The sequence below is a fragment of the Paraburkholderia bryophila genome, assembly GCF_013409255.1.
Classification (GTDB): domain Bacteria; phylum Pseudomonadota; class Gammaproteobacteria; order Burkholderiales; family Burkholderiaceae; genus Paraburkholderia.
On record NZ_JACCAS010000001.1, the window covers coordinates 2185748 to 2208034 of the forward strand.

Annotated in this window: 14 protein-coding genes, 1 tRNA gene and 1 pseudogene; 11 read left to right on the forward strand and 5 right to left on the reverse strand. The window is 61.9% G+C overall.

The features are described 5' to 3' along the window. Positions 1-56: 56 nt before the first annotated feature. Positions 57-1067, reverse strand: a complete 1011-nt coding sequence (locus GGD40_RS09720) for an ATP-binding protein (protein WP_257030387.1) — start codon at positions 1065-1067, stop codon at positions 57-59. 253 nt (positions 1068-1320) lie between these two features. Between GGD40_RS09720 and GGD40_RS09725 the strand changes: the two genes are divergently transcribed. The 3 genes from GGD40_RS09725 to mdeB are packed head-to-tail and all read left to right on the forward strand — an operon-like array spanning position 1321 to position 8013. After that, entirely contained in the window at positions 1321-3669 is a 2349-nt protein-coding gene (locus GGD40_RS09725) for a TonB-dependent receptor (protein WP_179743496.1), read from the forward strand. Positions 3670-3687: 18 nt separating this feature from the next. Beyond that, positions 3688-5322, forward strand: a complete 1635-nt coding sequence (locus GGD40_RS09730) for a serine hydrolase domain-containing protein (protein WP_179743497.1) — start codon at positions 3688-3690, stop codon at positions 5320-5322. Positions 5323-5334: 12 nt separating this feature from the next. Beyond that, positions 5335-8013: an alpha-ketoglutarate dehydrogenase gene (gene mdeB, locus GGD40_RS09735; protein WP_179743498.1), complete on the forward strand. Its 2679-nt coding sequence runs from the start codon at positions 5335-5337 to the stop codon at positions 8011-8013. Positions 8014-8174: 161 nt separating this feature from the next. On the opposite strand, the gene GGD40_RS09740 is transcribed toward mdeB, so the two are convergent. Further along, positions 8175-11708, reverse strand: a complete 3534-nt coding sequence (locus GGD40_RS09740) for an indolepyruvate ferredoxin oxidoreductase family protein (RefSeq protein ID WP_257030388.1) — start codon at positions 11706-11708, stop codon at positions 8175-8177. Between the two features lie 143 nt (positions 11709-11851). Here GGD40_RS09740 and GGD40_RS09745 point away from each other — a divergent pair, with 143 nt between their 5' ends. Then, positions 11852-12325, forward strand: coding sequence for an Lrp/AsnC family transcriptional regulator (locus GGD40_RS09745; protein ID WP_179706781.1), 474 nt, complete (start codon positions 11852-11854; stop codon positions 12323-12325). Positions 12326-12537: 212 nt separating this feature from the next. On the opposite strand, the pseudogene GGD40_RS09750 reads toward GGD40_RS09745, so the two are convergent. Further along, positions 12538-12927: pseudogene (locus GGD40_RS09750) on the reverse strand (Arm DNA-binding domain-containing protein); the annotation flags it as partial. Between the two features lie 139 nt (positions 12928-13066). Here GGD40_RS09750 and GGD40_RS09755 point away from each other — a divergent pair. The 4 genes from GGD40_RS09755 to GGD40_RS09770 all read left to right on the forward strand — a co-directional run bounded on the left by GGD40_RS09755 (position 13067) and on the right by GGD40_RS09770 (position 15686). Beyond that, positions 13067-13131 (forward strand) — tRNA-Ser (locus GGD40_RS09755). 227 nt (positions 13132-13358) lie between these two features. After that, positions 13359-14018, forward strand: coding sequence for a hypothetical protein (locus GGD40_RS09760; protein WP_179743499.1), 660 nt, complete (start codon positions 13359-13361; stop codon positions 14016-14018). Between the two features lie 167 nt (positions 14019-14185). Continuing rightward, complete coding sequence (locus GGD40_RS09765) at positions 14186-14593, forward strand: hypothetical protein (protein ID WP_306456576.1); 408 nt, start codon at positions 14186-14188, stop codon at positions 14591-14593. A gap of 280 nt (positions 14594-14873) precedes the next feature. After that, positions 14874-15686 carry a mechanosensitive ion channel family protein gene (locus GGD40_RS09770; RefSeq protein ID WP_179706785.1) on the forward strand — a complete coding sequence of 271 codons (813 nt, stop codon included), beginning with the start codon at positions 14874-14876 and terminating at the stop codon, positions 15684-15686. A 166-nt stretch (positions 15687-15852) separates the two neighbouring features. Here GGD40_RS09770 and GGD40_RS09775 read toward each other — a convergent pair whose 3' ends face one another. Beyond that, positions 15853-16524 (reverse strand): DedA family protein, encoded by a 672-nt coding sequence (locus GGD40_RS09775; protein WP_179706787.1) that lies wholly within the window; start codon positions 16522-16524, stop codon positions 15853-15855. Positions 16525-16757: 233 nt separating this feature from the next. On the opposite strand from GGD40_RS09775, the gene mutL reads away from it, so the two are divergent. Both mutL and miaA read left to right on the forward strand, forming a co-directional pair. Further along, positions 16758-18821, forward strand: a complete 2064-nt coding sequence (gene mutL / locus GGD40_RS09780) for a DNA mismatch repair endonuclease MutL (protein ID WP_179743502.1) — start codon at positions 16758-16760, stop codon at positions 18819-18821. Positions 18822-18864: 43 nt separating this feature from the next. Next, entirely contained in the window at positions 18865-19812 is a 948-nt protein-coding gene (gene miaA / locus GGD40_RS09785; protein ID WP_179743504.1) for a tRNA (adenosine(37)-N6)-dimethylallyltransferase MiaA, read from the forward strand. A 118-nt stretch (positions 19813-19930) separates the two neighbouring features. Here miaA and purM read toward each other — a convergent pair whose 3' ends face one another. Then, the gene (gene purM / locus GGD40_RS09790; RefSeq protein WP_179743506.1) at positions 19931-20998 is read right to left on the reverse strand and encodes a phosphoribosylformylglycinamidine cyclo-ligase; all 1068 of its coding nucleotides are present in this window, start codon (positions 20996-20998) and stop codon (positions 19931-19933) included. Between the two features lie 100 nt (positions 20999-21098). On the opposite strand from purM, the gene GGD40_RS09795 reads away from it, so the two are divergent. After that, the gene (locus GGD40_RS09795) at positions 21099-22175 is read left to right on the forward strand and encodes an AI-2E family transporter (protein WP_179706792.1); all 1077 of its coding nucleotides are present in this window, start codon (positions 21099-21101) and stop codon (positions 22173-22175) included. The last annotated feature ends 112 nt before the right edge of the window (positions 22176-22287 follow it).

Here is a 22287-nt window from a genome sequence, read left to right on the forward strand (position 1 = left end):
CACTGTGTATCAAGCATGAAATAGAGCTTTGCCTACGATCCGGCCGATCGCCCGTTCTATCGACGCGGCAGCGTGACCTGCGCCACCAGTCCGCCTTCCGCGCCGTTGCGCAGCACCAGCTCGCCGCCGTGACGCTTCACGACGTCGTTCGCGATGGCGAGGCCCAGTCCCGTTCCCCCTGTGTTCTTGTTGCGAGAACTCTCCACGCGGTAGAACGGCTCCAGCGCCCGCTCGAGTTGCGACTCCGGTATGCCGGGGCCGTGATCGACAATCTCGATACGCACATTCGAAGGTGCATCCGTCAAGCGGATGTGCGCGTCTTCGCCATATCGAATCGCGTTGGCAACCAGATTCGTCAAGCAACGCTTGAGGCCGAGCGGCTGAGCCGGGAGCGGCGCCACTTCGCCGCCGATCGTCACCCGCTGGCCGTGTTCCGCCGCGTCTTCCGCGATCGCGTCCACCAGCGCATTGATATCGACCGGACTGAACGCCTCGACGACTTCTTCATTGCGTAGAAACGATAGCGTTGCTTCCAGGAGTTTCGTCATTTCGTCGATGTCGTCTCTGAGCCGCTCACTCAATTCGACATCCTGCGCGGAGCGAAGGCGTAATTTCATACGCGTCAGAGGGGTGCGCAAATCGTGCGACACAGCGGCGAGAAAACGGTTGCGCTCACTCATTTGCCGCCGCAGTGAGGCCTGCATCGTGTTGAACACTCTGGCGGCCTGACGCGCTTCGATAGGGCCGGTTTCCTTGATAGGCGGCGCATCGATATTCCTCGACAACTCAGAGGCCCCCAACGCTAGCGACCGGAAGGGGGCCGCCAGCATGCGGGCCCCAATCCAGGAGGAGATCAGCGCCGGCATGACCTGGATCATCACAGCGGCGCCCCACTGCAGCGGCGCGCTCATTCCGGGAGGCGGTTTGAACGGCGCCGTGCTGTAGAGCTTGAAGAGCACCAGGCCAGCACAGACCTGCGTCACGAGGACGATCGAGATCATCATGAAGAGCAGGCGATAAAAAGCCGAATCGAAGCGGGGTTTGTGCATGGTCATGACCGACAGCAAGCGATGGCTTCAATTATCGCCCGCGAATGTAGGGTCTTTGTGTGTCCTTTATTGCAAACCCGAAACAAATTTCGGTGCCGGCCATCCGTTCACCGCGTGTCCGGCTGCCTTCGATTCCCGCCGACGGTTTGTATCAACCGCGATACAAAGGCCTCATGAAACAGAAATAACCGGCACTTACCGTTCACCTTGAGTTGCGCTACACGGCATCACTTTCGGTAGATTGCAAAGTCAAGAGGAGACAAAGGTGAAGATGAAAAATAGAACGAAGCACGCGGCGGTTTCGGCGGCGCTATCGCGGCGGCACGGCGGGCGTTACGCAACGCTATTCGTCGGACCGGTGTTCGGGTTGGCATCGCTGGGTGTGCATGCGCAGGCGCCGACGCCAATGCAGACTCAGCAGATCGCCGCGCCAGAAGCTGCGTCTGCCGCAACGCCGGCCGCCGCGCCGAATGCACCGGTTGCCGAGACGTCGAAAGCGCAAGGAAAAAATAGCGCGACGCTCAATACCGTTGTAGTTACCGCGACCCGCCGACGTGAGCCGGCGCGCGAAGTGCCGATGCAGGTCAATGTACTCTCGGCCGACGAGCTGCAGAAGAGCGGGGCAAAGACCATGTCCGATTACCTGTCTTCGGAGCCGGGTGTCGACCTGAACGCGAGTGGCGGCAGCGGGTCCGGTCAGGTCAGTATCCGTGGCGTGACAACAGGGGTTCAGACAGGGCCGACGGTCGGCATGTATATCGACGACGTCGCGTTCGGCGGCAGCACCTTGTTCTCCCAAAGTGCAACGTTCGCGCTCGACATGAGCCTGCTCGACCTCAACCACGTCGAAATCCTGCGTGGTCCTCAGGGCACCTTGTATGGTGCCGGCGCGATGGGCGGCCTGCTGAAATACGTCACCAACGAACCCGACTCGGAACAGTTTTCCGGGCAAGTCGGCACAGGTGTGTCGGGAACGGAGCATGGCGGCGTGAGCGGTACGGCCAATGCCGCGTTGAATATCCCGCTGAAAACCGACGTTGCCGCGCTACGCGTCTCGGTGTTCGGGCAGCACGATGGCGGCTACGTCGACGCAGTCGGTCCCCAGGCGGATTCGCACATCGATCGTGGCGACACCTACGGCGCCCGCGCGTCGTTGCTGCTGACTCCCACCCGAGACTTGACGGTGCGGTTGACCGCGGTCTCGCAGAACATCAATCGTAACGATCCGAACTACGTTGAATATGGCGCCAACGGGCAACCGGTCTGGGGTGACCTGACAACGCAACAGTTCGCCCCGCAACCGTTTCATCAGAACATCCAGCTCTATTCGGCCGGGATCGAATACGAACTCGGCTGGGCGCGCCTGAACTCGATCACGTCGTATCAAAGAGTCAACTCGAGCGCGCCGCAAGACTTAACCGGCGTATATGGGCCGCTATTTGCAGCGCAGGGGCTGGACCTGGGTTCGGTGGTGGCCAAGGATGTCGCCACGACGAACAAATTCACGCAGGAATTTCGCCTGACCTCGCCGGGCAATCAGCGGCTGGAGTGGCTGGCCGGACTCTTCTATACGCATGAGCGCAGCACGTTGAGCGAGGGGTTCTTAACGACTTTGCCCGATGGCACCGCCGGGCCGAACCTGTCGGAGATCGAAGCGCCCAGCACGTACGACGAGTACGCGGCCTACGGCGACCTCACCTATCACCTCACGCCGCGTCTTTCGCTGACCGGCGGCGTCCGGATCGCCCACAACAGCCAGACCTACGAGCAGACGACGTCCGGCATGCTCGCCGGGCCAACACAGACCGTCTCGGCACCGTCATCGGACACCAGCAAAACCTACATGTTCACCGCGCGCTATGCGCTGACGCCCAATAGCAATGCGTATGTCCGCGTCGCCAGCGGATACCGGCCGGGCGGCCCGAATGCACTGCTGATCGACCCGCTCACCGGCATGCGTGCGCCGGGTAGCCCGACGTTCGCGCCCGACACACTGTGGAGTTATGAGGCCGGTTACAAGGCCGACCTGCTCGACAAGCGGCTATCGCTGGAAGCGTCCGTCTACGACATCGAATGGAAGAACATCCAGCAACTCGGTACGGTCGACGGTGTGAATCAGGTCGTCAACGCTGGCGACGCACGGATCAAGGGTCTGGAGTTCTCGGGCACGTTCCGTCCCGACCGGCACTGGAATTTCAGTGCGAACCTGTCGCTCATCGACGCGCGTTTGACGACGGGCAATGCCAGCGCCGGCACGACAGCCGGCGAACCATTGCCAAACTCGGCCAAGGTCGCCGCCACGCTTTCGGGCACCTATCTGTTCACCACACAAGGGTATCCGTCGTATGCGGGTGTCACTCAACGATTTGTCGGCCCACGTCATAGCGGATTCGACACCAGTTCCGGCCGCCCCGACTATCCGCTGCCTGGTTATGCGATCACCGATCTGCAAGCAGGCGTGGACTTCAGGAAATTCAGCCTGGCTTTCTATATCCGCAACCTGTTCGACCGCCGCGCCCTGATCGCGGCGGGTACTTCGCTCATGCCGCTGGGAGGCCCGGCCCTCGTCAGTGTGATTCAGCCTCGCACGATCGGTGCGACGCTGAACGTTCCGTTCTAATCATAAGGATAAGTGCTAATGACGCAAGACTCGCAAGACAACGTCGAACGGCTGGATGCCCTGTTCGAGCGTTTCAACAAGGGCGACCAGCCCGGCCTGGTCGTGGCCGTGGCGCATCGGGGCGCAATCCTCTACCGGCGCGGCTTCGGCCTGGCAAGCCTGGAACATGGCGTAATCAACACCGCAGCCACACGTCTGCGCATCGGCTCGACGAGCAAGCATTTCACCTGCCTCGCCGCGCTGCTGCTGGCCGAAGAAGGCAAGCTCGATATCGACGCCGGGATTCGCACGTATATGCCCGAACTGCCGCTGCTGGCCGGCGACCCGACCTTGCGCCAATTGATGACGCATACGGGCGGATACCGCTGCTACCTCGATCTCACCCTGCTCGCGCAAGGCGTGGCGACCCTGCCGCGCGGCGGCGCATTGGCCGCGCAAGTGCGACAGCGCGCCGTCAATTTCCCGCCGGGGGAGAGGATGATCTACTGCAACGGTGGGTATCACCTGCTGTCGCTCGTGATCGGGCGTGTCAGCGGGATGTCCTTCGAGACCTTCCTGAAAGAACGCATCTTCAACGTGATGGGCATGGTCGACACGGAGTCGGTCGCCGACGACATGCAAATCCGCCCGCGCATGGCAACCCAGCACGTACCGGACGGAAAAGGCGGATTCATGCGTGGTCTCTTCCCCGCGTGGGAGGTGCTCGGCGAAGGCGGCATCGTCTCGACAGTCGACGACATGCTGCTCTGGCTCGCGCATCTGCGCGGCTCCAAGCGGCTCGGCAGCGAAGCGAGCTGGCGTGAGATGCTGACAAAACCGCGCTATTCAAGCGGAGCAGAAGGTGTCTATGCCTTGGGGCTGATGCGCACACCGCATCGCAACGTGGAGTTTCTGCACCATGCCGGCGGAGTGTTCGGTGGCGCCTGCCAGATGTTGACCGTGGTGGAACACGCGCTGGATGTGATCATTCTCACCAACGGTGCCGCGGCCAATCCGGTCGAATTGGCCACGCAGGTGGTCGATATCGTTCTCGGTGATTCGATACTGGGTGCAAAACCTGCTGCGCCAACACAGACCGCCGGGTACGAGAGCTTGCTCGGCAAGTACCACTCGCGCGAATCCGGAACGTATTGCGTGATCGCCGATCACGATGGCCAGGTGAATGCAATCTTCCACAACGTCAAACACATGCCGTTGCCGCTGATCGAGACGGCAGACGGGTTGCGGGTCGACGACGGCGCGGGCGGCACGCTTCTGATCAAACCACGCACGTCGGCGGCAGAAGGACGTGTCACCGCGGTCGAGTTGGTGGACTGCGGTCACGCGGAGATACTGGAGCGCTTGCCCGACACGGCACAGTCTCTCTCCGACGCGTCGGCGGGTCTGGAGGGCACGTACCACAGTAGCGATGCCGCAGCGCGTGCGACGATCGCGATGGCCAATGACGAACTCACCCTAACGATGGAAGGCGTAGCAGGCAGCGCCAACTACCGGCTCAACCCGGTCGGCAACGGTGTTTTCACATTCGACCCTGCCGGTCAGTCGACCGTCATCTGTGGCGTGTTGACGGTGCAGCGCTCGGGCAAGCAGGTCGCGCACTTTCGCATCGACACCACGCGCACGCGCAATCTGAAGTTCACACGTGAAGCATAGCGAGCTATCTGAATGAAAGCCGAACCCGTCGATCCGTCGCACAGTGGCACCGCGCGGCGATCAGATACCGATACCGACCAGCAGGAAACCGCCGAATGGCTCGACGCGCTAGAAGGTGTCGCGCGCGTCGCGGGCGTCGATCGCGCCACCTTCCTGTTGCAACGGCTCGCCGAACACGCAAATCATCTGGGCATATCGCCCTCTTCACCTCCCTACTCGCTTTATCAGAACACGATTGCTGTCGAGGACCAGCCGGCGTATCCCGGCAACCTCGTGATGGAGGAACGCATCACGTCGATCATCCGCTGGAACGCGCTTGCCATGGTCGCCAAAGCCAATAAGGCCTACGGCGAGCTCGGCGGCCACATTGCAAGTTATGCGTCGGCGGCTGAAATCTTCGAGGTGGGTTTCAATCACTTCTTCAAGGCCGATAACGCGGAATCGAAAGGCGATCTGGTCTATTTTCAGCCGCATTCGGCGCCAGGCGTCTATGCCCGTGCGTTTCTCGAAGGACGTCTCGACGAAGCGCACCTCGAGCGCTACCGACAGGAAGTGGACGGCGGCGGCCTGTGCTCCTATCCACACCCGTGGCTGATGCCCGAGTTCTGGCAATTCCCCACGGGGTCGATGGGCATCGGGCCGATCAGCTCGATCTACCAGGCGCGCTTTCTGCGCTACCTCGACCATCGCGGCCTCGCAGACACGAACCAGCGTCGCGTATGGGGCATATTCGGCGATGGCGAGATGGACGAGCCGGAATCGATCGCGGCGCTTTCGCTTGCCGCACGCGAGAAGCTCGACAATCTCACGTTCGTCATCAATTGCAATCTGCAACGGCTGGACGGTCCGGTGCGCGGCAACGGCCAGATCATCCAGGAGCTGGAGTCGCTTTTTGGCGGTGCAGGCTGGAACGTCGTCAAGGTCGTGTGGGGCTCGGACTGGGATGCCCTTTTTTCGCGTGACCGCAACCACGCTTTGCTGCGCCGCTTTGCTGCCACGGTAGACGGTCAGTATCAGACGCTCGGCGCAAACGACGGCGTTTACAACCGTATGCATTTCTTCGATCAAGACCCCGAGTTGCAAGCGTTGGTCGCGCATATGTCACCGGCGGAAATCGACAGCTTGCGGCGCGGCGGCCATGACTTCAGAAAGTTGTACGCAGCATTCGACGCTGCAGCAAAGCATTGCGGACGGCCGACGGTGATTCTCGCCAAGACGAAAAAGGGCTTCGGAATGGGCCATGCCGGCGAGTCGCGCAACACGTCGCATCAACAAAAGAAGCTCGACGTCGACACACTCAAGGCATTTCGCGATCGCTTCGCGCTGCCGCTCGACGACTGCGCGGTCGAAGCAATGGATTTCTACAAGCCCGCCGACAACAGCCCCGAGCAACGCTATCTGCACGCACGCCGCGACGCATTGGGCGGCTATCTGCCAAAACGCACGACGCATGCGCCCGCCGTAGCGGTGCCGCCGTTAGAAAGCTACGCAAAATTCGCGCTCGAGCCGGACGATCGCGAGATTTCCACGACGACCGCGCTGGTCCGCCTCTTCACCAACCTTCTGAAAGACAAGGTGTTGGGCCCGCGCATCGTGCCCATCGTCGCGGATGAAGCACGCACGTTTGGTATGGCGAATCTGTTCCGCCAGGTCGGCATCTATGCGCCGCTCGGGCAGTTGTACGAGCCGGAAGACGCGGGATCAATGCTGTACTACAAGGAATCGAAAGACGGCCAGCTACTCGAGGAAGGTATCACCGAAGCGGGTGCGATCTCGTCCTGGGTCGCGGCGGCCACCTCGTATAGCGTGAACGGCGTCGCGATGTTGCCGTTCTATATCTATTACTCCATGTTCGGCTTCCAGCGCGTAGGCGACCTGATCTGGGCAGCCGCCGATCAGCGCGCACGCGGTTTCCTGATCGGCGCCACAGCCGGGCGCACCACGCTCGCCGGCGAGGGCCTGCAACACCAGGACGGCACCAGTCACGTGATCGCTTCGACCGTGCCGAATTGTCGCGCGTACGACCCCGCATTTTCCGGCGAAGCTGCCGTCATCGTCGATCACGGCTGCCGTAGCATGCTCGAAGAGCAGAAAGACGAGTTCTATTACCTGACGGTAACCAATGAGAACTATAAGCACAGGCCTGTCGATGCCTCTGCCCACGGCGATGTCATCAGGGGAATGCGCCTCTACGGGGCACGCGGCGCAAAAGGCGCAGTGCCGGCCGTTCGCCTGCTCGGCTCGGGCGCAATCTTCCGCGAAGTGATTGCCGCCGCGGAGCTGCTGGCTGACGACTGGGACGTCGCATCCGAACTCTGGAGCGTGACGAGCTTCTCAGAGCTTGCACGCAACGCACGCGAGGTTGAACGCAATGCCATGTTTGGCGTGGTGCATGAGGCGAAGAGCCACGTCGCGCACTGCCTTCAAGGCAACGCGCCGGTTGTGGCCGCCAGCGACTATGTGCGCGCCTATGCGCAACTGATTGCGTCGTATGTCGACGCACCCTACATCGCGCTCGGCACTGACGGCTTTGGCCGCAGCGATACCCGTCCCGCATTGCGACGCTTCTTCGAAATCGACCGGTATCACATTGTGCTCGCCGCGCTCTCGAACATTGATCGCGTCAAGCATGGGCAGGCGCTGCAACGCTACGACATCGAAACCAGCCTCAGCGCGCCGTGGACCCGTTAGCCACGCAATCCTGGTCACTCAAGACCCGGCGCTCCTGAACCGTTTGGAACCGGGTATCGCAGTCGTTCAGGATTCGATGTTTCGAAGGTCCGGTCCGATCAGGTTGTTTAGCCAGATCGACGACCGGACCTTCGTGTCCTCAGGCAACAGGCCATCGCCCCTTACTTGCCTGCGAGCCTCGCGCGATATTGTTCGCGCACCGGGCGGGAGCTTTCGTAGTTGCGCTCCTTGACTACGCCAAAGCCACGAATCGACGACGGCAGACGTAACAGCTCAACCGCCGTTTCGATCGTCCGGGCGTTGAGTCCTTGAAGGGCGAGCTCGACGTCTTCCTCGAATTCATCGATCAATGCACGCTCGATGATCCGATCTTTCTGACGGCCAAACGGATCGAAGGCGGTTCCGCGCAACGCCTTGCCGTGCTTCATCACACGCAACAGCGGCTCAAGCCATGCGGCGCGAAGCGCAATCTTGTCCCTGCGCCCGGTGCGAGGGTCGCGACGCGTCAGCAGCGGAGGCGCCATGTAGAACATCTTTTTACCGCCGCCATCGAACGCGCTGGACAGATACGAAGAGAAACTGCCGTTGGTATGAAGTCGCGCGACTTCATACTCGTCCTTGTATGCGAGCACCTTGAAATAGTTACGCGCCACGGCTTCCGTGAGATCACCGGCAGCATGGGCGATGCGCTGCTCGGCTTGCCGGACGCGATCGACAAGCGCCATGTAGCGACGGCCATAGGCGGCGTTCTGGTAAAGCTCGAGATCGCGCACGCGGTCGACGACGAAATGCTCAAGGTCGAAGTCACCGGACGCTGCCGCAGCCGTGCCGGTGACCTGCTCGATCACATTCGCGTCATGAGCCAGCAGTCGCCCCCAGAAGAAAGCGCGCTCGTTCATCTTCACGGCCGTACCGTTCAGTTCGATAGCTCGCCCAATGGCCGCTTCCGAGAGCGGAATCAGTCCCCGTTGATACGCGAAGCCCACCATCATCATGTTCGATGCAATCGCATCGCCGAACAGGATCTCTGCTGCGCCGGAACCATCCCAGAACACGGCTGAGCCCGTACCGATCGCCCCTTCGATCGCGCGCTGATGAATCGCTTTGCTGACCGGCAGGTCGCCATCGCGCACAAAGTCCGACGTCGGCGTGATCCGTTCATTCACGACTGCCCGCGTGACGCCCGAAGCGACCCGCGAAAGCGCGCCCGTTGACGCCGCGACCACCGCGTCGCAGCCGAGCAGAACATTCGCGGCGTGCGCGCCGATGCGTGACGTCACGATTTGTGAGCGGCTGCCCGCAATCTGTACATGGCTGATGACGGCGCCATTCTTCTGCGCAAGACCCGTGAAATCCAGCGTCGACGCACCCTTGCCCTCCAGATGACCGGCCATCGCGAGAATCGCACCGATCGTGACGACGCCCGTGCCGCCGATACCGGTGACGACGATGTTGGCGTGTGCCTCCACATCCGCCGGCACAGCCGCGGGTGCGGGAAGTTTCGCGCGCCAGTCGGCTTCGATGGCGCCAATGCGCTTCTGATCCGGCTGTTTAGGCTGCAGTCCTTCCACCGTGACGAAGCTGGGGCAGAACCCTTTGAGACACGACGTGTCCTTATTGCAACTCGATTGATTGACCGCGCGCTTACGGCCCAGCTCAGTCTCGAGCGGTTCGATCGCAATGCAATTCGATTGCACCGAGCAATCGCCGCAACCTTCGCACACCGCCGGGTTGATCACCACGCGCCGCGGCGGGTCGATCAACTTGCCGCGCTTGCGGCGACGACGCTTCTCGGCCGCACAGGTCTGGTCGTACACGATGACCGAAACACCTTGGGCCTCACGCAGCGTGCGCTGGAGTGCGTCGAGATCGTCCCGATGTTGAATCTCGACATTCGCCGGCAGGCTCAACGGGCCGGCATGCTTTTCAGGTTCGTCGGAGACGACCACCACTTTGGCCACACCCTCGGCGATCACCTGGGACACGACGCGCTGGACCGTAAGACCGCCTTCGGTGGGCTGGCCGCCGGTCATCGCAACCGCGTCGTTAAAGAGAATCTTGTAGGTGACGTTGGATTTCGCCGCAACGGACTGACGAATCGCGAGGCTGCCCGAGTGCTGATACGTGCCGTCGCCCAGGTTGACGAACATGTGCGGTATGTCCATGAACGTGGACATACCGATCCATTGCACGCCTTCCCCGCCCATCTGACAGAACGTCGCCGTATCACCCGCTTCGCTCAGAGCCATGATGTGACAGCCAATGCCGGCGGCAGCGTAAGAGCCGTCGGGCAATCTGGTCGAGGTATTGTGCGGACAACCCGCACAGAAAAACGGCTTGCGATTCAGCGGTTGCGCATCCTTGCTGGCTGCGAGCGGAATGACACGCGACCCGCCGCGGTGGACCGGCGCCACGAGCGCAGCGGGTGTCGTGAGTTCAACTCCGGTATGGGCAAAGAAAAGTTTCAGTGCGCCCGCAACCTGTTCCGGCGCTAATTCCATCGCTGCGGGCAGCAGCGGTCCTGTTTCGCCCAGATCCTTGCCGAACACGGCGGGACGTTCGTCCGCCCGCAGATTGAACAGTGCCTCCTTGATCTGACGCTCGACGAAAGAGCGCTTCTCTTCGACCACGACAAGCGCCTGCATGCCGCGTGCAAATGCGCGCACACCCTCGGCCTCGAGCGGCCAGATCATCCCGATCTTGTAGACGCCAATGCCCAGCCGCTCAAGCTCCTTCGGCGACAGCCCCAGCGCCTCGAACGCCGCCAGTACGTCACCATGCGCTTTGCCCACGGTGACGATACCGACTCGCGCGCCATGCGGCCGAACCAACGTGCGATCGACCGGGTTGGCACGCATAAAAGCGAGTGCGGCGGGCAGACGCTCATCGAGGACGCGCCGTTCCAGTTCGCTGCGTTCGGCGGGCCAGCGAAGATTCGGGTCGTAATTGAAACCGCGCACGTCCGGCACGTGGATGTCGACGGGCAGGCGGAAGCGGGGCGCCCAGTTGGCGCTCTGCGCCTGCACCGTCATCGAACGTCCGCTTTCGACGGTTTCAGTGATCGCCTTGAATGCGACCCACAGGCCCGAAAAGCGCGACATCGCGTAACCCGCCAGGCCGAAATCGATGTATTCCTCAACCGACGCCGGAAAGAGGATCGGCATCATCGCGCCTTCGAAAACGTGGTCGGTCTGGTGCGGGAACATCGATGATTGTGCCGCGTGGTCATCACCCGCGACGGCGAGCACACCACCCTGCCTCGACGTGCCCGCCATGTTCGCGTTACGGAAAACATCTCCGGTTCGATCGACGCCGGGGCCCTTGCCGTACCACATCGAAAAAACGCCTTCGACACGTTTGCCTGGAAATGCATCGACCTGTTGCGCGCCCCACAGCATGGTGGCGCCCAGGTCTTCATTCAGGCCGGGCTCGAAGCGAATCGCGTGCTCCGCAAGCAGTTTCTTCTGACGCCACAGTTCCTGATCGAAGCCACCCAGCGGCGAGCCGCGATAGCCCGACACCAGTCCGCCTGTATGGATACCGGCAGCGCGATCGCTACGGGCCTGTTCAATCAGAATTCGCACAAGCGCCTGGGTGCCCGTCAGGAAAACTGTGCCGTTCTCTCTGACGTAGCGGTCCTCGAGACCGTACTCCATATCGATCTGGCGCCCCGGCTCCACTGCTCGCATATTCATTGTTTGTCTCCTCTGCCTGTAGGGGTGGCATGCGAGCCATTTTAGGTAGCCGATAGAGGAAATCCGTGCCAAACTGAGCCGCAAAAAATCTCACATTTGGCAATCAGCGCCAGTTTTCAACCCATTTCAGGGGAAATTAGCCAATGAAGCTTGACCGTAGCGATGTGGCCATCCTGCGCGCACTGCAACGCGATGCCCATACGAAAGCAGCCGACCTCGCGGAGTCGCTGGGTCTTTCACTGTCGCCGTTTTACCGGCGCATCCGGATGCTCGAAGAGTCCGGCGTCATCACTCAATACGTGACCCTGCTGGATCAGGAAAAGGCGGGCTTTCCCGTCAATGCCTACGTGTCCGTGGCGATCGAGAAGAAGAATGAGACACGGCTCGCCGCATTCGAGCGCGCCATCGCCAACTTCGAGGAGGTGATGGAGTGTTACCTGATGACCGGCGCCTTCGACTATATGCTGCGGGTGGTCGCGGCCGACATCGCCGGAATCGAGCGCTTCGTCATGACCAAACTCACGAAGGTGGATGGCGTACGGGACATTCACACGTCGGTCGCGCTGCGTCGCGTCGAATACAAAACCGCGTTACCGCTCCGCACTCGCGACGAGTGATGGCTCGCGCTCCGATTCTGTTCGCAGGGACTTCATCAAGCAGCCCCAGTGAATCTCACCCAGCCGTTTTATCGGATTCTCAAATTTGAATTTGGCCGTAGTCATCCTCCAAAACCAAGTAAACCATTGCCGTCCTCGGCATTGCGCGCTATTTAAACATTGCAAACTGTCGCGTATAAACGACGTATGAGATGTCCAGTGACTTGCGAGCTATGCCGCTCCCCCCAGAACGGCTTGCGACTCTCGATGTATTCCTCCCACACAACACCAAACGTAGCATCTTGCCGCCGGGCTTCGGCACGACGCGCCTCATGGGCGGCCTGTTGCTCCGCGCGGACCTCGCGCGGATCTTTGCCGTCGTCGATCAGCGTTTTCAGACGGGCAGCCTCGGTACGTGCCCGCCCAAGATCCCATGCCCGGACATCCCCAATTGTGATCGTCTTACCGAAAAGGCGGGACTCGAAGACGTACGCCCTCGCCCCCGCAGCCGTAACGCGCAGCCCGAATCCCGGCGTCTTTGCATCCCGGTAGATCGTCTGCAGCTTGCCCGGCTCACGTTCGAAGCCATCGACCCGAGCCGCCGTGAAGTTCTGTTTACTCACCCATCCCCGTGTAGGCACCATGTAGGCAAATGCTGAGGAAACCAGTCCACGTTAGTCAACACAGATATCTGTAAAATGGGCCACAACCCCTTACCCAGCAGAGCTAGCTGGCATTTGGATGGAAATCAATCCACATTAAAGAATGTGGTGTTTCTCGGACTTCTAATCCGTTGGTCACAGGTTCGAATCCCGTACGGTCTACCAAAAGATTCAAGGGCTTGCACGCGTCAGCGTGCAAGCCCTTTTCTTTTTAGCGCGCCGTTTCGCCGCCCTCCCGATTCATTCCCCCGAATAGTTCGACACCTCACAGACCGCGCGTGTCTTCCCCACGCATGATCGACTCACGACGCCAATAGAGCGCTCGAAAAAAGACCACAAGACAGGGGCGGTCGGGCACAAGACCCGCGGCCCAACCGCCCAGGGGGGCGCCCATGAAAACTGCAAAAGTAATCTGGGTAGTAGGTTTGACGATCTCGATCGGAACGGCGCACGCTCAGGAAGTCTTCCTGGAAGGCGGCACGCTCGGCGTGGGTATCGGCGCAGCGCTGAACGTGACGTCATGGTTCGGCATGCACGCGAACTTCAACGCGATCAACTTCTCACACATCTTTACGGTGGGCGGCAATCGCTATGAGGACGGTGTGCGGCTTCGCCAGGGCGGCCTCTACGGCGATCTGTTTCCGTGGACGAGTAGCGGTTTTCGCATCACCGCCGGTCTTCGCTTCACGGACGACGAGGTCAGCGGCAATTCCGTTCCTACCAATGGTACCTACACGTTCAAAGGCAAGACCTCGCAGGCCTTTCCAGGCGAATATGCGACGGCCACCGTGAAGTATCCGACCGTCATGCCGTACCTGGGCGTGGGCTATGGCTTGCGTCCAGCAGCCAAGGGGTTCGGTCTGGTGGTCGACGCGGGCGTCGCCTATGGCTTGCCGCGTTCTTCGTACACGCTGTCGCCGGCACTCGCCCAGGCCGCGGGGCCGACGATGAGCCAGGAAATCGCCGCAACCGGCTTGCAGCAACTACGGGACAAGGCATCGTCCTACCGGTGGTATCCGACGCTGCAGATCGGTGTCTCGTACCACTTTTGACTAAACACCGGAACGGGAGCCCGGCACTTTCCCACACACAACGTCAACGCTACTGACAGAACAAACCCAAGGCCGAACCTGATTATTTATTGAGACGTAAAGACGTGCAATGATCGCCGCCGGTCCAGCAAAACACGCTGAGAAACCAGATAGCAAACACTTCGGCAATGCCGCAAACCCTGCGCCTTCATTCCGTCGACATGTCCAATTTTCTGTTCGGTATCCTCTCGAACCTCGCGCTGCTGACGATCGTACTGATCGCTTGCCACGCGTATAACCGCCTCACGCCAGGCGCTACACTCAATGGCGCCCGCGTCTTCGTCGCGTTAGAGTTAGCCGCGCTGCTGCTCGACACCACGTTGACCTTTCTGGTGTTCGCCGACGCACGGAACCGGTACGACCCGTACTGCACGCCCACGGCGTTCTTCAAGCGCGTCGGCGCATATGGGCTTGCCGTGCTTGCCGCATTCGCGTGGCACTACGTAGCGTGCTGCACACGCCCCAGGAGAACTCGGGCCGGCAAGGCACTAGTGATCCGCACCTCGCCGTATTCAGAATCGCATCTGCCGATGTAATCCGGCGCAGCGCCGGCACCATCGCGTCGACGCACGGCCTGGGCGCCGCCTGCCGCCTGCCACGTCCTCACACGCAACCGCCAGGACCTCCGTGGTTCCCTGCCAACCACCAGGCATAGACGCCGCGGACACACCTGGAACGGTCCTTGCGCATGCGCGCGCCGTCACCTATAACTTCCGAAGACCGCGTTACCGTTCGCGCCCGTCGCCAGGCATTTGCCGCTGTATTGCACCACCGCCGTTCAATCAGTAGAAGGCAACTTACCCAACGAGGAAGATCTTGGATCTCGAAACCGTACGCGTGTTCATCATGACCCGAGGCATCGACCTCGGCACCAAGGTTCTCGGCGCGATCGTCTTGTGGGTCGTCGGACGCTGGGTCATCGGCCTGATCACCGGCTTGTTGCGCAAAGTACTGGCGCGCAACGGCAAGGTCGATCCCACGCTCGCCAATTACCTCGCCTCGATTCTCGGCGCACTGCTGAACCTGCTGCTGATCCTCGCGATCCTGCAGGTGTTCGGCGTGCAGACCACGTCGTTCGCCGCCCTGCTCGCCGGCCTCGGCCTCGCGATCGGCACCGCATGGGGCGGCTTGCTCGCGCACTTCGCGGCAGGCATCTTCATGCAGGTGCTGCGGCCGTTCAAGGTCGGCGATTTCGTCACCGCGGGCGGCGTGACCGGTACGGTGTCGGAGTTGGGCCTGTTCGGCACCACCATCGTGACGCCGGACAACGTGACGACCATCGTCGGCAATAACAAGATCTTTTCCGACACAATCTCGAACTACAGCGTGCTGCCGGTGCGGCGCGTCGAGTTGACCGCAAAGATCGCCAATGGCGTCGATCCGACCGATGCGATGAATCGCCTGAAGGCCGCCATTGTGCAGATTCCGAACGTTGCCGAGAGCCCAGCGCCGGACATCGAAGTGCTGAACTTCACGCCAGAAGGACCGTTGCTGTGCGTGCGGCCTTATACGAACAATGCCAATTACTGGCAGGTCTATTTCGACACCAATCGCGCGATCATCCAGACGTTCAAGGAAGCCGGCTATCCGACGCCTGAAACGCCGCTCGCACCGCGCGTGGTGAGCTGATCGGCCACATCCGGACGAAAGCGCCCACCAGACCGAAGCGTTCTTCGCGTTGCCCGGCAAGCAGAGCAACGCATCCGCTCGATTCAAAAGCACCAACAAAAACGGCGTCGCGAAGCAATTCGCGACGCCGTTTCTTCATGCGTCTACACCAACGTGCGACCGGATCTCAGCGGCTGCCCGCCTTAGCCCCGTTCCTGCGAAACATTTTCCACAGCGCACCCAGCACGACCGGCACCACGGCCGCACCGATACCCACCAGCACGATCACATTCAGATACTGGCGTACGAAACCGATGTTGCCAAAGAAGTAGCCGAGCAACACCAGCAACAGCACCCAGAACAACGCACCGGCCACGTTGAAGAACTGAAACCGGCTCGCCGACATTTCCGATGCGCCCGCAACGAACGGCGCGAAAGTCCGTACGACCGGAATGAAACGCGCCAACACGATCGTCTTGCCGCCGTGCTTCTCATAGAAGTTGTGAGTTTTCTGCAGCGCGCTGCGATCGAGAAAACGCTCGAGCAGAGGAATGTGCGAATTGAACACGCGTGGCCCGATGGCCCGCCCGATCATATAGTTGACGGTATTGCCACCCACCGCCGCGATCAGCAGCAGCACGATCAGCAAACCGAGATTCATCTCGCCGGTCGCGCAGAACGCGCCACCGATAAACAACAACGAATCGCCCGGCAGAAACGGCAGAACGACCAGGCCCGTTTCACAGAACACGATCAGGAACAGCACGGCGTAGACCCACGCGCCGTACATGTGAATGAACTGTCCCAGGAATTTGTCGATGTGCAGAACCAGATCGACGAAATGTAGCAGCGTATCCAAGAAGCGTCCTTTACTAAGCGTATGAAGCGTGTTGAGCGAATCAGGCGAATATGAGCGTGAGCGTGAGCGCGACGTGAGGCCGTGCGGGCAACCCCGCAGACGATGCTGGCCGGCACAAGCCTACCGCCGGAAATTGACCGCGTCATGATACCGAAAGTGCCCGGCAGCGATTAAAAAACTCCGGGACTTCAGCGCGCCTGGGGCTCGCCGCGTCGAATCGCTATAATTTCGCCATGTCCGAAATCTCCGAAACGCCTGACGGCGCCGCCGCTGCGGCCACCACGGCAGCCATTGCCGCCGCCGCGCCCGCCCCGCGCCCGTTGCGCGCGATCCTGCCCCTTCCCGATCAGTTGATCAGCCAGATCGCCGCCGGCGAAGTGGTCGAGCGGCCGGCCTCGGTGGTCAAGGAGTTGCTTGAAAATGCCCTCGACGCGGGCGCGCAATCGCTGCGCATTCTACTGGACGAAGGCGGCGTCAAACGCATCTCGATCACCGACGACGGCTGCGGCATTCCCGAGAATGAACTCGCGCTTGCGCTGATGCGCCACGCGACCAGCAAGATCCGCTCGCTCGCCGAACTCGAAGCGGTCGGCACGCTCGGGTTCCGCGGCGAGGCGCTGGCTTCGATCGCATCGGTCGCGCAAATGTCGATCACGAGCCGCACCGCCGACGCGCCGCATGCCGTGCGCGTCGACGCGCAAACCGGCGTGCTGAGCCCTGCTGCCGGCACTCAGGGCACCACGATCGAAGTCCGCGAGCTGTACTTCAACACCCCCGCGCGCCGCAAATTCCTGAAAAGCGAACAGACCGAGCTCGGCCACTGCCTGGAGCAGATTCGCCGCGCGGCATTGGCGCGGCCGGACGTCGCGATTTCGGTGCTGCATAACGGCAAGGCGGTCGAACACTGGAATGCCACCGAACCGCCGGCGCGGGTCGCGAAGATTCTCGGCGAGACGTTTGCGACCGCTCATCTGCCGCTCGACGAATCCGCCGGACCGCTGGCCGTCTACGGTTGTGCGGGACTGCCGACCGCGAGCCGCGGGCGCGCGGATCAGCAGTATTTCTTCGTGAATGGCCGCTTCGTGCGCGACAAGCTGCTCACGCACGCCGTGCGCGCCGCTTATGAAGATGTGCTGCATGGCGACCGCTATCCGTCGTATGTGCTGTTTCTCGATTTGCCGCCTGAGGCCGTCGATGTGAACGTGCATCCGTCGAAGATCGAAGTGCGGTTTCGCGATTCGCGCTCGATCCACCAGTTCGTGTTTCATGCGGTGCAGCGTTCGCTGGCGCGGCACGCGGGGGCGTCGCCGGAAACCACGGCGGGTGGGCATGCGGCGCACCTGGAGCCGGCGGTGGGCGGGCCGGCTTCGTTCGGCGCGACACCGCTTGGCGGTGCAGGGTTTGGGAACGGCGGTGGCGGTTTTGCTGGCGGGGGTTTCGGCGCAAACGCAGGTACGGGCACTGTCGCAGGCAGCAGCGGCTTCGGTTCATCACAATCCGGCAACACATGGATGCGCCAGGCGCGCATGACGCAAGGCACATTGCCGGTCGCGCAACCGCTCGCGTTCTACGACGCCCTGTTCGGCCGCAAAGACCCCAACGCCGGCACGACCGAAGGCGCCACGCTCTTCGAAGCGCGCGACTCAGCCACTGACGCACCGTCGCCCTACAACACCTCGGCGTACACCTCGCCCGGTTTCAACGCGGCCGACGAACAACCGCTCGGCTTCGCGCTCGGCCAGATTCACGGCATCTACGTGCTGGCGCAGAACGCGCACGGGCTGATCATCGTCGACATGCACGCCGCGCACGAACGCATTCTGTACGAGCAGTTCAAGAACGCGCTGGCCGACCGCTCGATCTCCGTGCAACCACTGCTGATTCCGCAGAGGATGCAGGCCGATCCGATCGAAATCGGCACCGTCGAAGAAGAGCGCGACACGCTCGACGCCTTGGGCTTCGACCTCGCCGTGCTGTCGCCGACCACGCTGGCCATCCGCGCCGTCCCCGCGCTGCTGAAAGACGCCGACCTGCCGGCGCTGGCGCGTGCGGTGCTGTCCGATCTACACGCGTTCGGCGGCTCGCGCGTATTGACCGAGCGTCAGCACGAACTGCTCGGCACGCTGGCGTGCCATCACGCGGTCCGCGCGAACCGGCGTCTCACGCTCGACGAAATGAACGCGCTGCTGCGTCAGATGGAAGCGACCGAGCGCGCCGATCAGTGCAATCACGGGCGTCCTACGTGGTATCAGTTGACGCTGTCCGATCTCGATCGGCTGTTCATGCGCGGGCAATGACCGTGCGCTTGATGACGTCGCTCCAACGCGGGCGGGTGCGCCCATGACTTCGAGCACCGCAACGCCGATCCCCTGTCTGCTAGGCCCGACCGCGTCCGGCAAAACTGCCGCCGCGCTTGCACTGGCCGCGCGGCGCCCGGTGGAAATCATCAGTGTCGATTCGGCGCTGGTGTATCGCGAGATGGATATCGGCACCGCCAAGCCGACCGCCGACGAGCTCGCGGTGGCGCCGCATCATCTGATCGACATCGTCGATCCCACCGACGCCTATTCGGCCGCGCAATTTCGCGCGGACACGTTGCGGCTGACCGGCGAGATTCACGCACGCGGACGGCTGCCGCTGCTGGTCGGCGGCACCATGCTGTACTACAAGGCGCTCACGCAAGGCCTGAACGACTTGCCCGCCGCCGACGCCGACGTGCGCGCCACGCTCGACGCCGACGCCGCCCGCGAAGGCTGGCCGGCCATGCACGCGCGGCTCGCGGCAATCGACTCGGTAACTGCGGCGCGCCTCGCGCCGAACGACTCGCAGCGGATTCAACGCGCGCTGGAGGTGTTCATACTGACGGGCCAGCCGATGTCGGTGCTGCTAGCCGCCCCCACCCGAGTGGATGCCGCCGCCGCGCAATGGCGCTTCATGCCGATCGCGCTCGAACCATCGGACCGCAGTTGGCTGCATGCGCGCATCGAGACGCGCTTCGACGCGATGCTGACGGGCGGCTTTATCGACGAAGTGGTAAAGCTGCGCGAACGCGGCGATCTATCGCCCGAGATGCCGTCCATGCGCTGCGTGGGCTACCGGCAAGTCTGGGAATATCTCGACGGCGCGGTCGATTACCCGACGATGCGCGACAAGGGCGTCTTTGCGACCCGACAGTTGTGCAAGCGGCAGCTCACGTGGCTACGCGGCATGACAGAGCGGGTGGTGGTGGATTGCTGCGATCCGCACGCGACGGCGCGGGTGCTTGACGCGATTGAAGTGTTGCTTTGAAACGTTGGAGTTTGAAGCCTTGCTGAAGCCTTGTGTTCCGGGCTTTGAAACGTTGAAGCGTTGAAACTTCAAACCCGCGCGGCGCATGCTAATCACACGCCACGCAGGCTACCTGCCTTTAAACCACAACCGTCTGCGCTTCACCTGCCGCGCTTTCGCGGATCACGCCGATCTTCCAGACCTGCTCGCCCGCTGCCGACAGCAAGCCAATCGCCGCATCGGCATCAGCCGCCGACAACACGACCGCCATGCCGATCCCGCAGTTGAACACGCGATGCATTTCCGCATCCGCCACGCCGCCGTGCTTTTGCAGCCACGAGAACAGCGGCGGCATCGGCCAGCCGCGATGATCCAGCTCAGCCGTCAGGCCTTCACGCAGCACGCGCGGAATATTCTCGACCAGCCCGCCGCCGGTGATGTGCGCCATGCCCTTCACCGTGATCTGCTGCATCAACGCCAGCAGCGGCTTCACATAGATATGCGTGGGCGCCATCAGCGCGTCGGCCAACGAACGGCCGTCGAAGTCCGCGTTCAGATCCGGCTGCGCGCGCTCGATGATCTTGCGCACCAGCGAAAAACCGTTCGAATGAATGCCGCTCGATGCCAGACCCAGCACCACGTCGCCCGGGGCGATCGTGCTGCCGTCGATAATCTTGCTCTTTTCGACCGCGCCGACTGCGAAACCGGCCAGATCGTACTCGCCGTCCGGATACATGCCCGGCATTTCCGCCGTTTCACCGCCGATCAACGCGCAACCCGACAGTTCGCAACCCTGCGCGATGCCCTTCACGACCGTGGTCGCCGTATCGACGTCCAGCTTGCCGCACGCGAAATAGTCGAGGAAGAACAGCGGCTCGGCGCCTTGCACGAGAATGTCGTTCACGCTCATCGCCACCAGATCCTGGCCGACGGTGTCGTGTTTGTTCAGTTGAAACGCGAGACGCAGCTTGGTGCCGACGCCGTCGGTGCCGGACACGAGCACCGGCTCCTTGTATTTCTTCGGCACTTCGAACAGCGCGCCGAATCCGCCGATGCCACCCAGCACGCCGTCGCGCATCGTCTTTTTGGCAAAGGGCTTGATCGCGTCGACCAGGGCGTCGCCCGCGACCATGTCTACGCCGGCGTCGCGATACGACAAACCTTGGGCCGAATCAGTTGAATTCGGGGCGGATTTCGGTTGATTCATGGGGAAGAGCTCGAAGGTCGGTAAAATGCGATTTTACCCGATGCCGGCCGGCTGGCTGGAATTTGATTAATCCGGTCCGACGACACCTGAGAAGCAAACTTTGCAACAGAACTCCTCGATTCTGACGCCCGTTCAGCGCCGCGCCTTCGTCTGGCTCGCCATTGCGCTGGGCGTCGGCATTCTACTGTGGCTACTGAGTCCGGTCCTCACGCCATTTCTGCTCGGCGCGATTCTCGCGTACATTCTGCAACCGGGCGTGGCGTGGATGGTGCGCCGGCGCGTGCCGCGTGGCCTTGCCGCCTTGCTGATGATGCTGGTCTTCTCGCTGCTGATGACCCTGCTCGTGCTGCTGGTGCTCGCCGTGATCCAGAAGGAAGGGCCGCAATTGCGCCAGCAGGTGCCGGTGCTGTTCGCGCATGTGAGCGCATGGCTGCAACCCAAGCTGGCGCTGCTGGGACTCGCCGATTCGCTCGACTTCGCCAGCATCCGCGATCTCGTGATGGGCCAGCTCGAAGGCAGCGCGCAAACCGTCGCACTGTACGCGTGGACCTCGATCCGCACCAGCGGCAATCTGATGATGACGGTGGTCGGCAATCTGGTGATGGTGCCGCTCGTGCTGTTCTATCTGCTGTACGACTGGAACCGCATGCTGGTACGCCTGCAGGGCGTGGTGCCGCGCCGCTGGCTCGACAAGACGCTGCAACTCGCGCGCGACATGGACCAGATGCTGTCGCAATACCTGCGCGGCCAGTTGCTCGTGATGGCGGTGCTGGCCGTGTACTACGCGATCGCGCTGACGATCGCCGGGTTCGAGATTGCGCTGCCGGTCGGCATTTTCACCGGGATCGCGGTGTTCATCCCGTATATCGGATTTGCGACCGGTCTGGCGTTGGCGCTGCTTGCGGCGCTGCTACAGTTCGGCACCTGGTACGGTTTCGGCGCGGTCGCGCTGATTTACGGCTTCGGCCAGATCGTCGAGAGTTTTTATCTGACGCCGCGTCTGGTCGGCGAACGGATCGGCCTGCACCCGCTCGCGGTCATTTTCGCGTTGCTGGCATTCGGTCAGCTGTTCGGCTTTTTCGGCGTGTTGCTCGCGTTGCCGGTGAGCGCGATCCTGTCGGTGGCCGTGCGCGAGTTGCGGCAAAGCTATCTGGCGAGCACGCTTTACAACAATTGACGGCTGATTGACCTTTTTTTGGCCCGGAGGTCCGGGCCATCCGCGGTTTAGCACCTTTTTCGGCCGCGTTTTCCGGCTTCGTTTTTCGGCCTTGTTTCCGGCCTCATTTTCG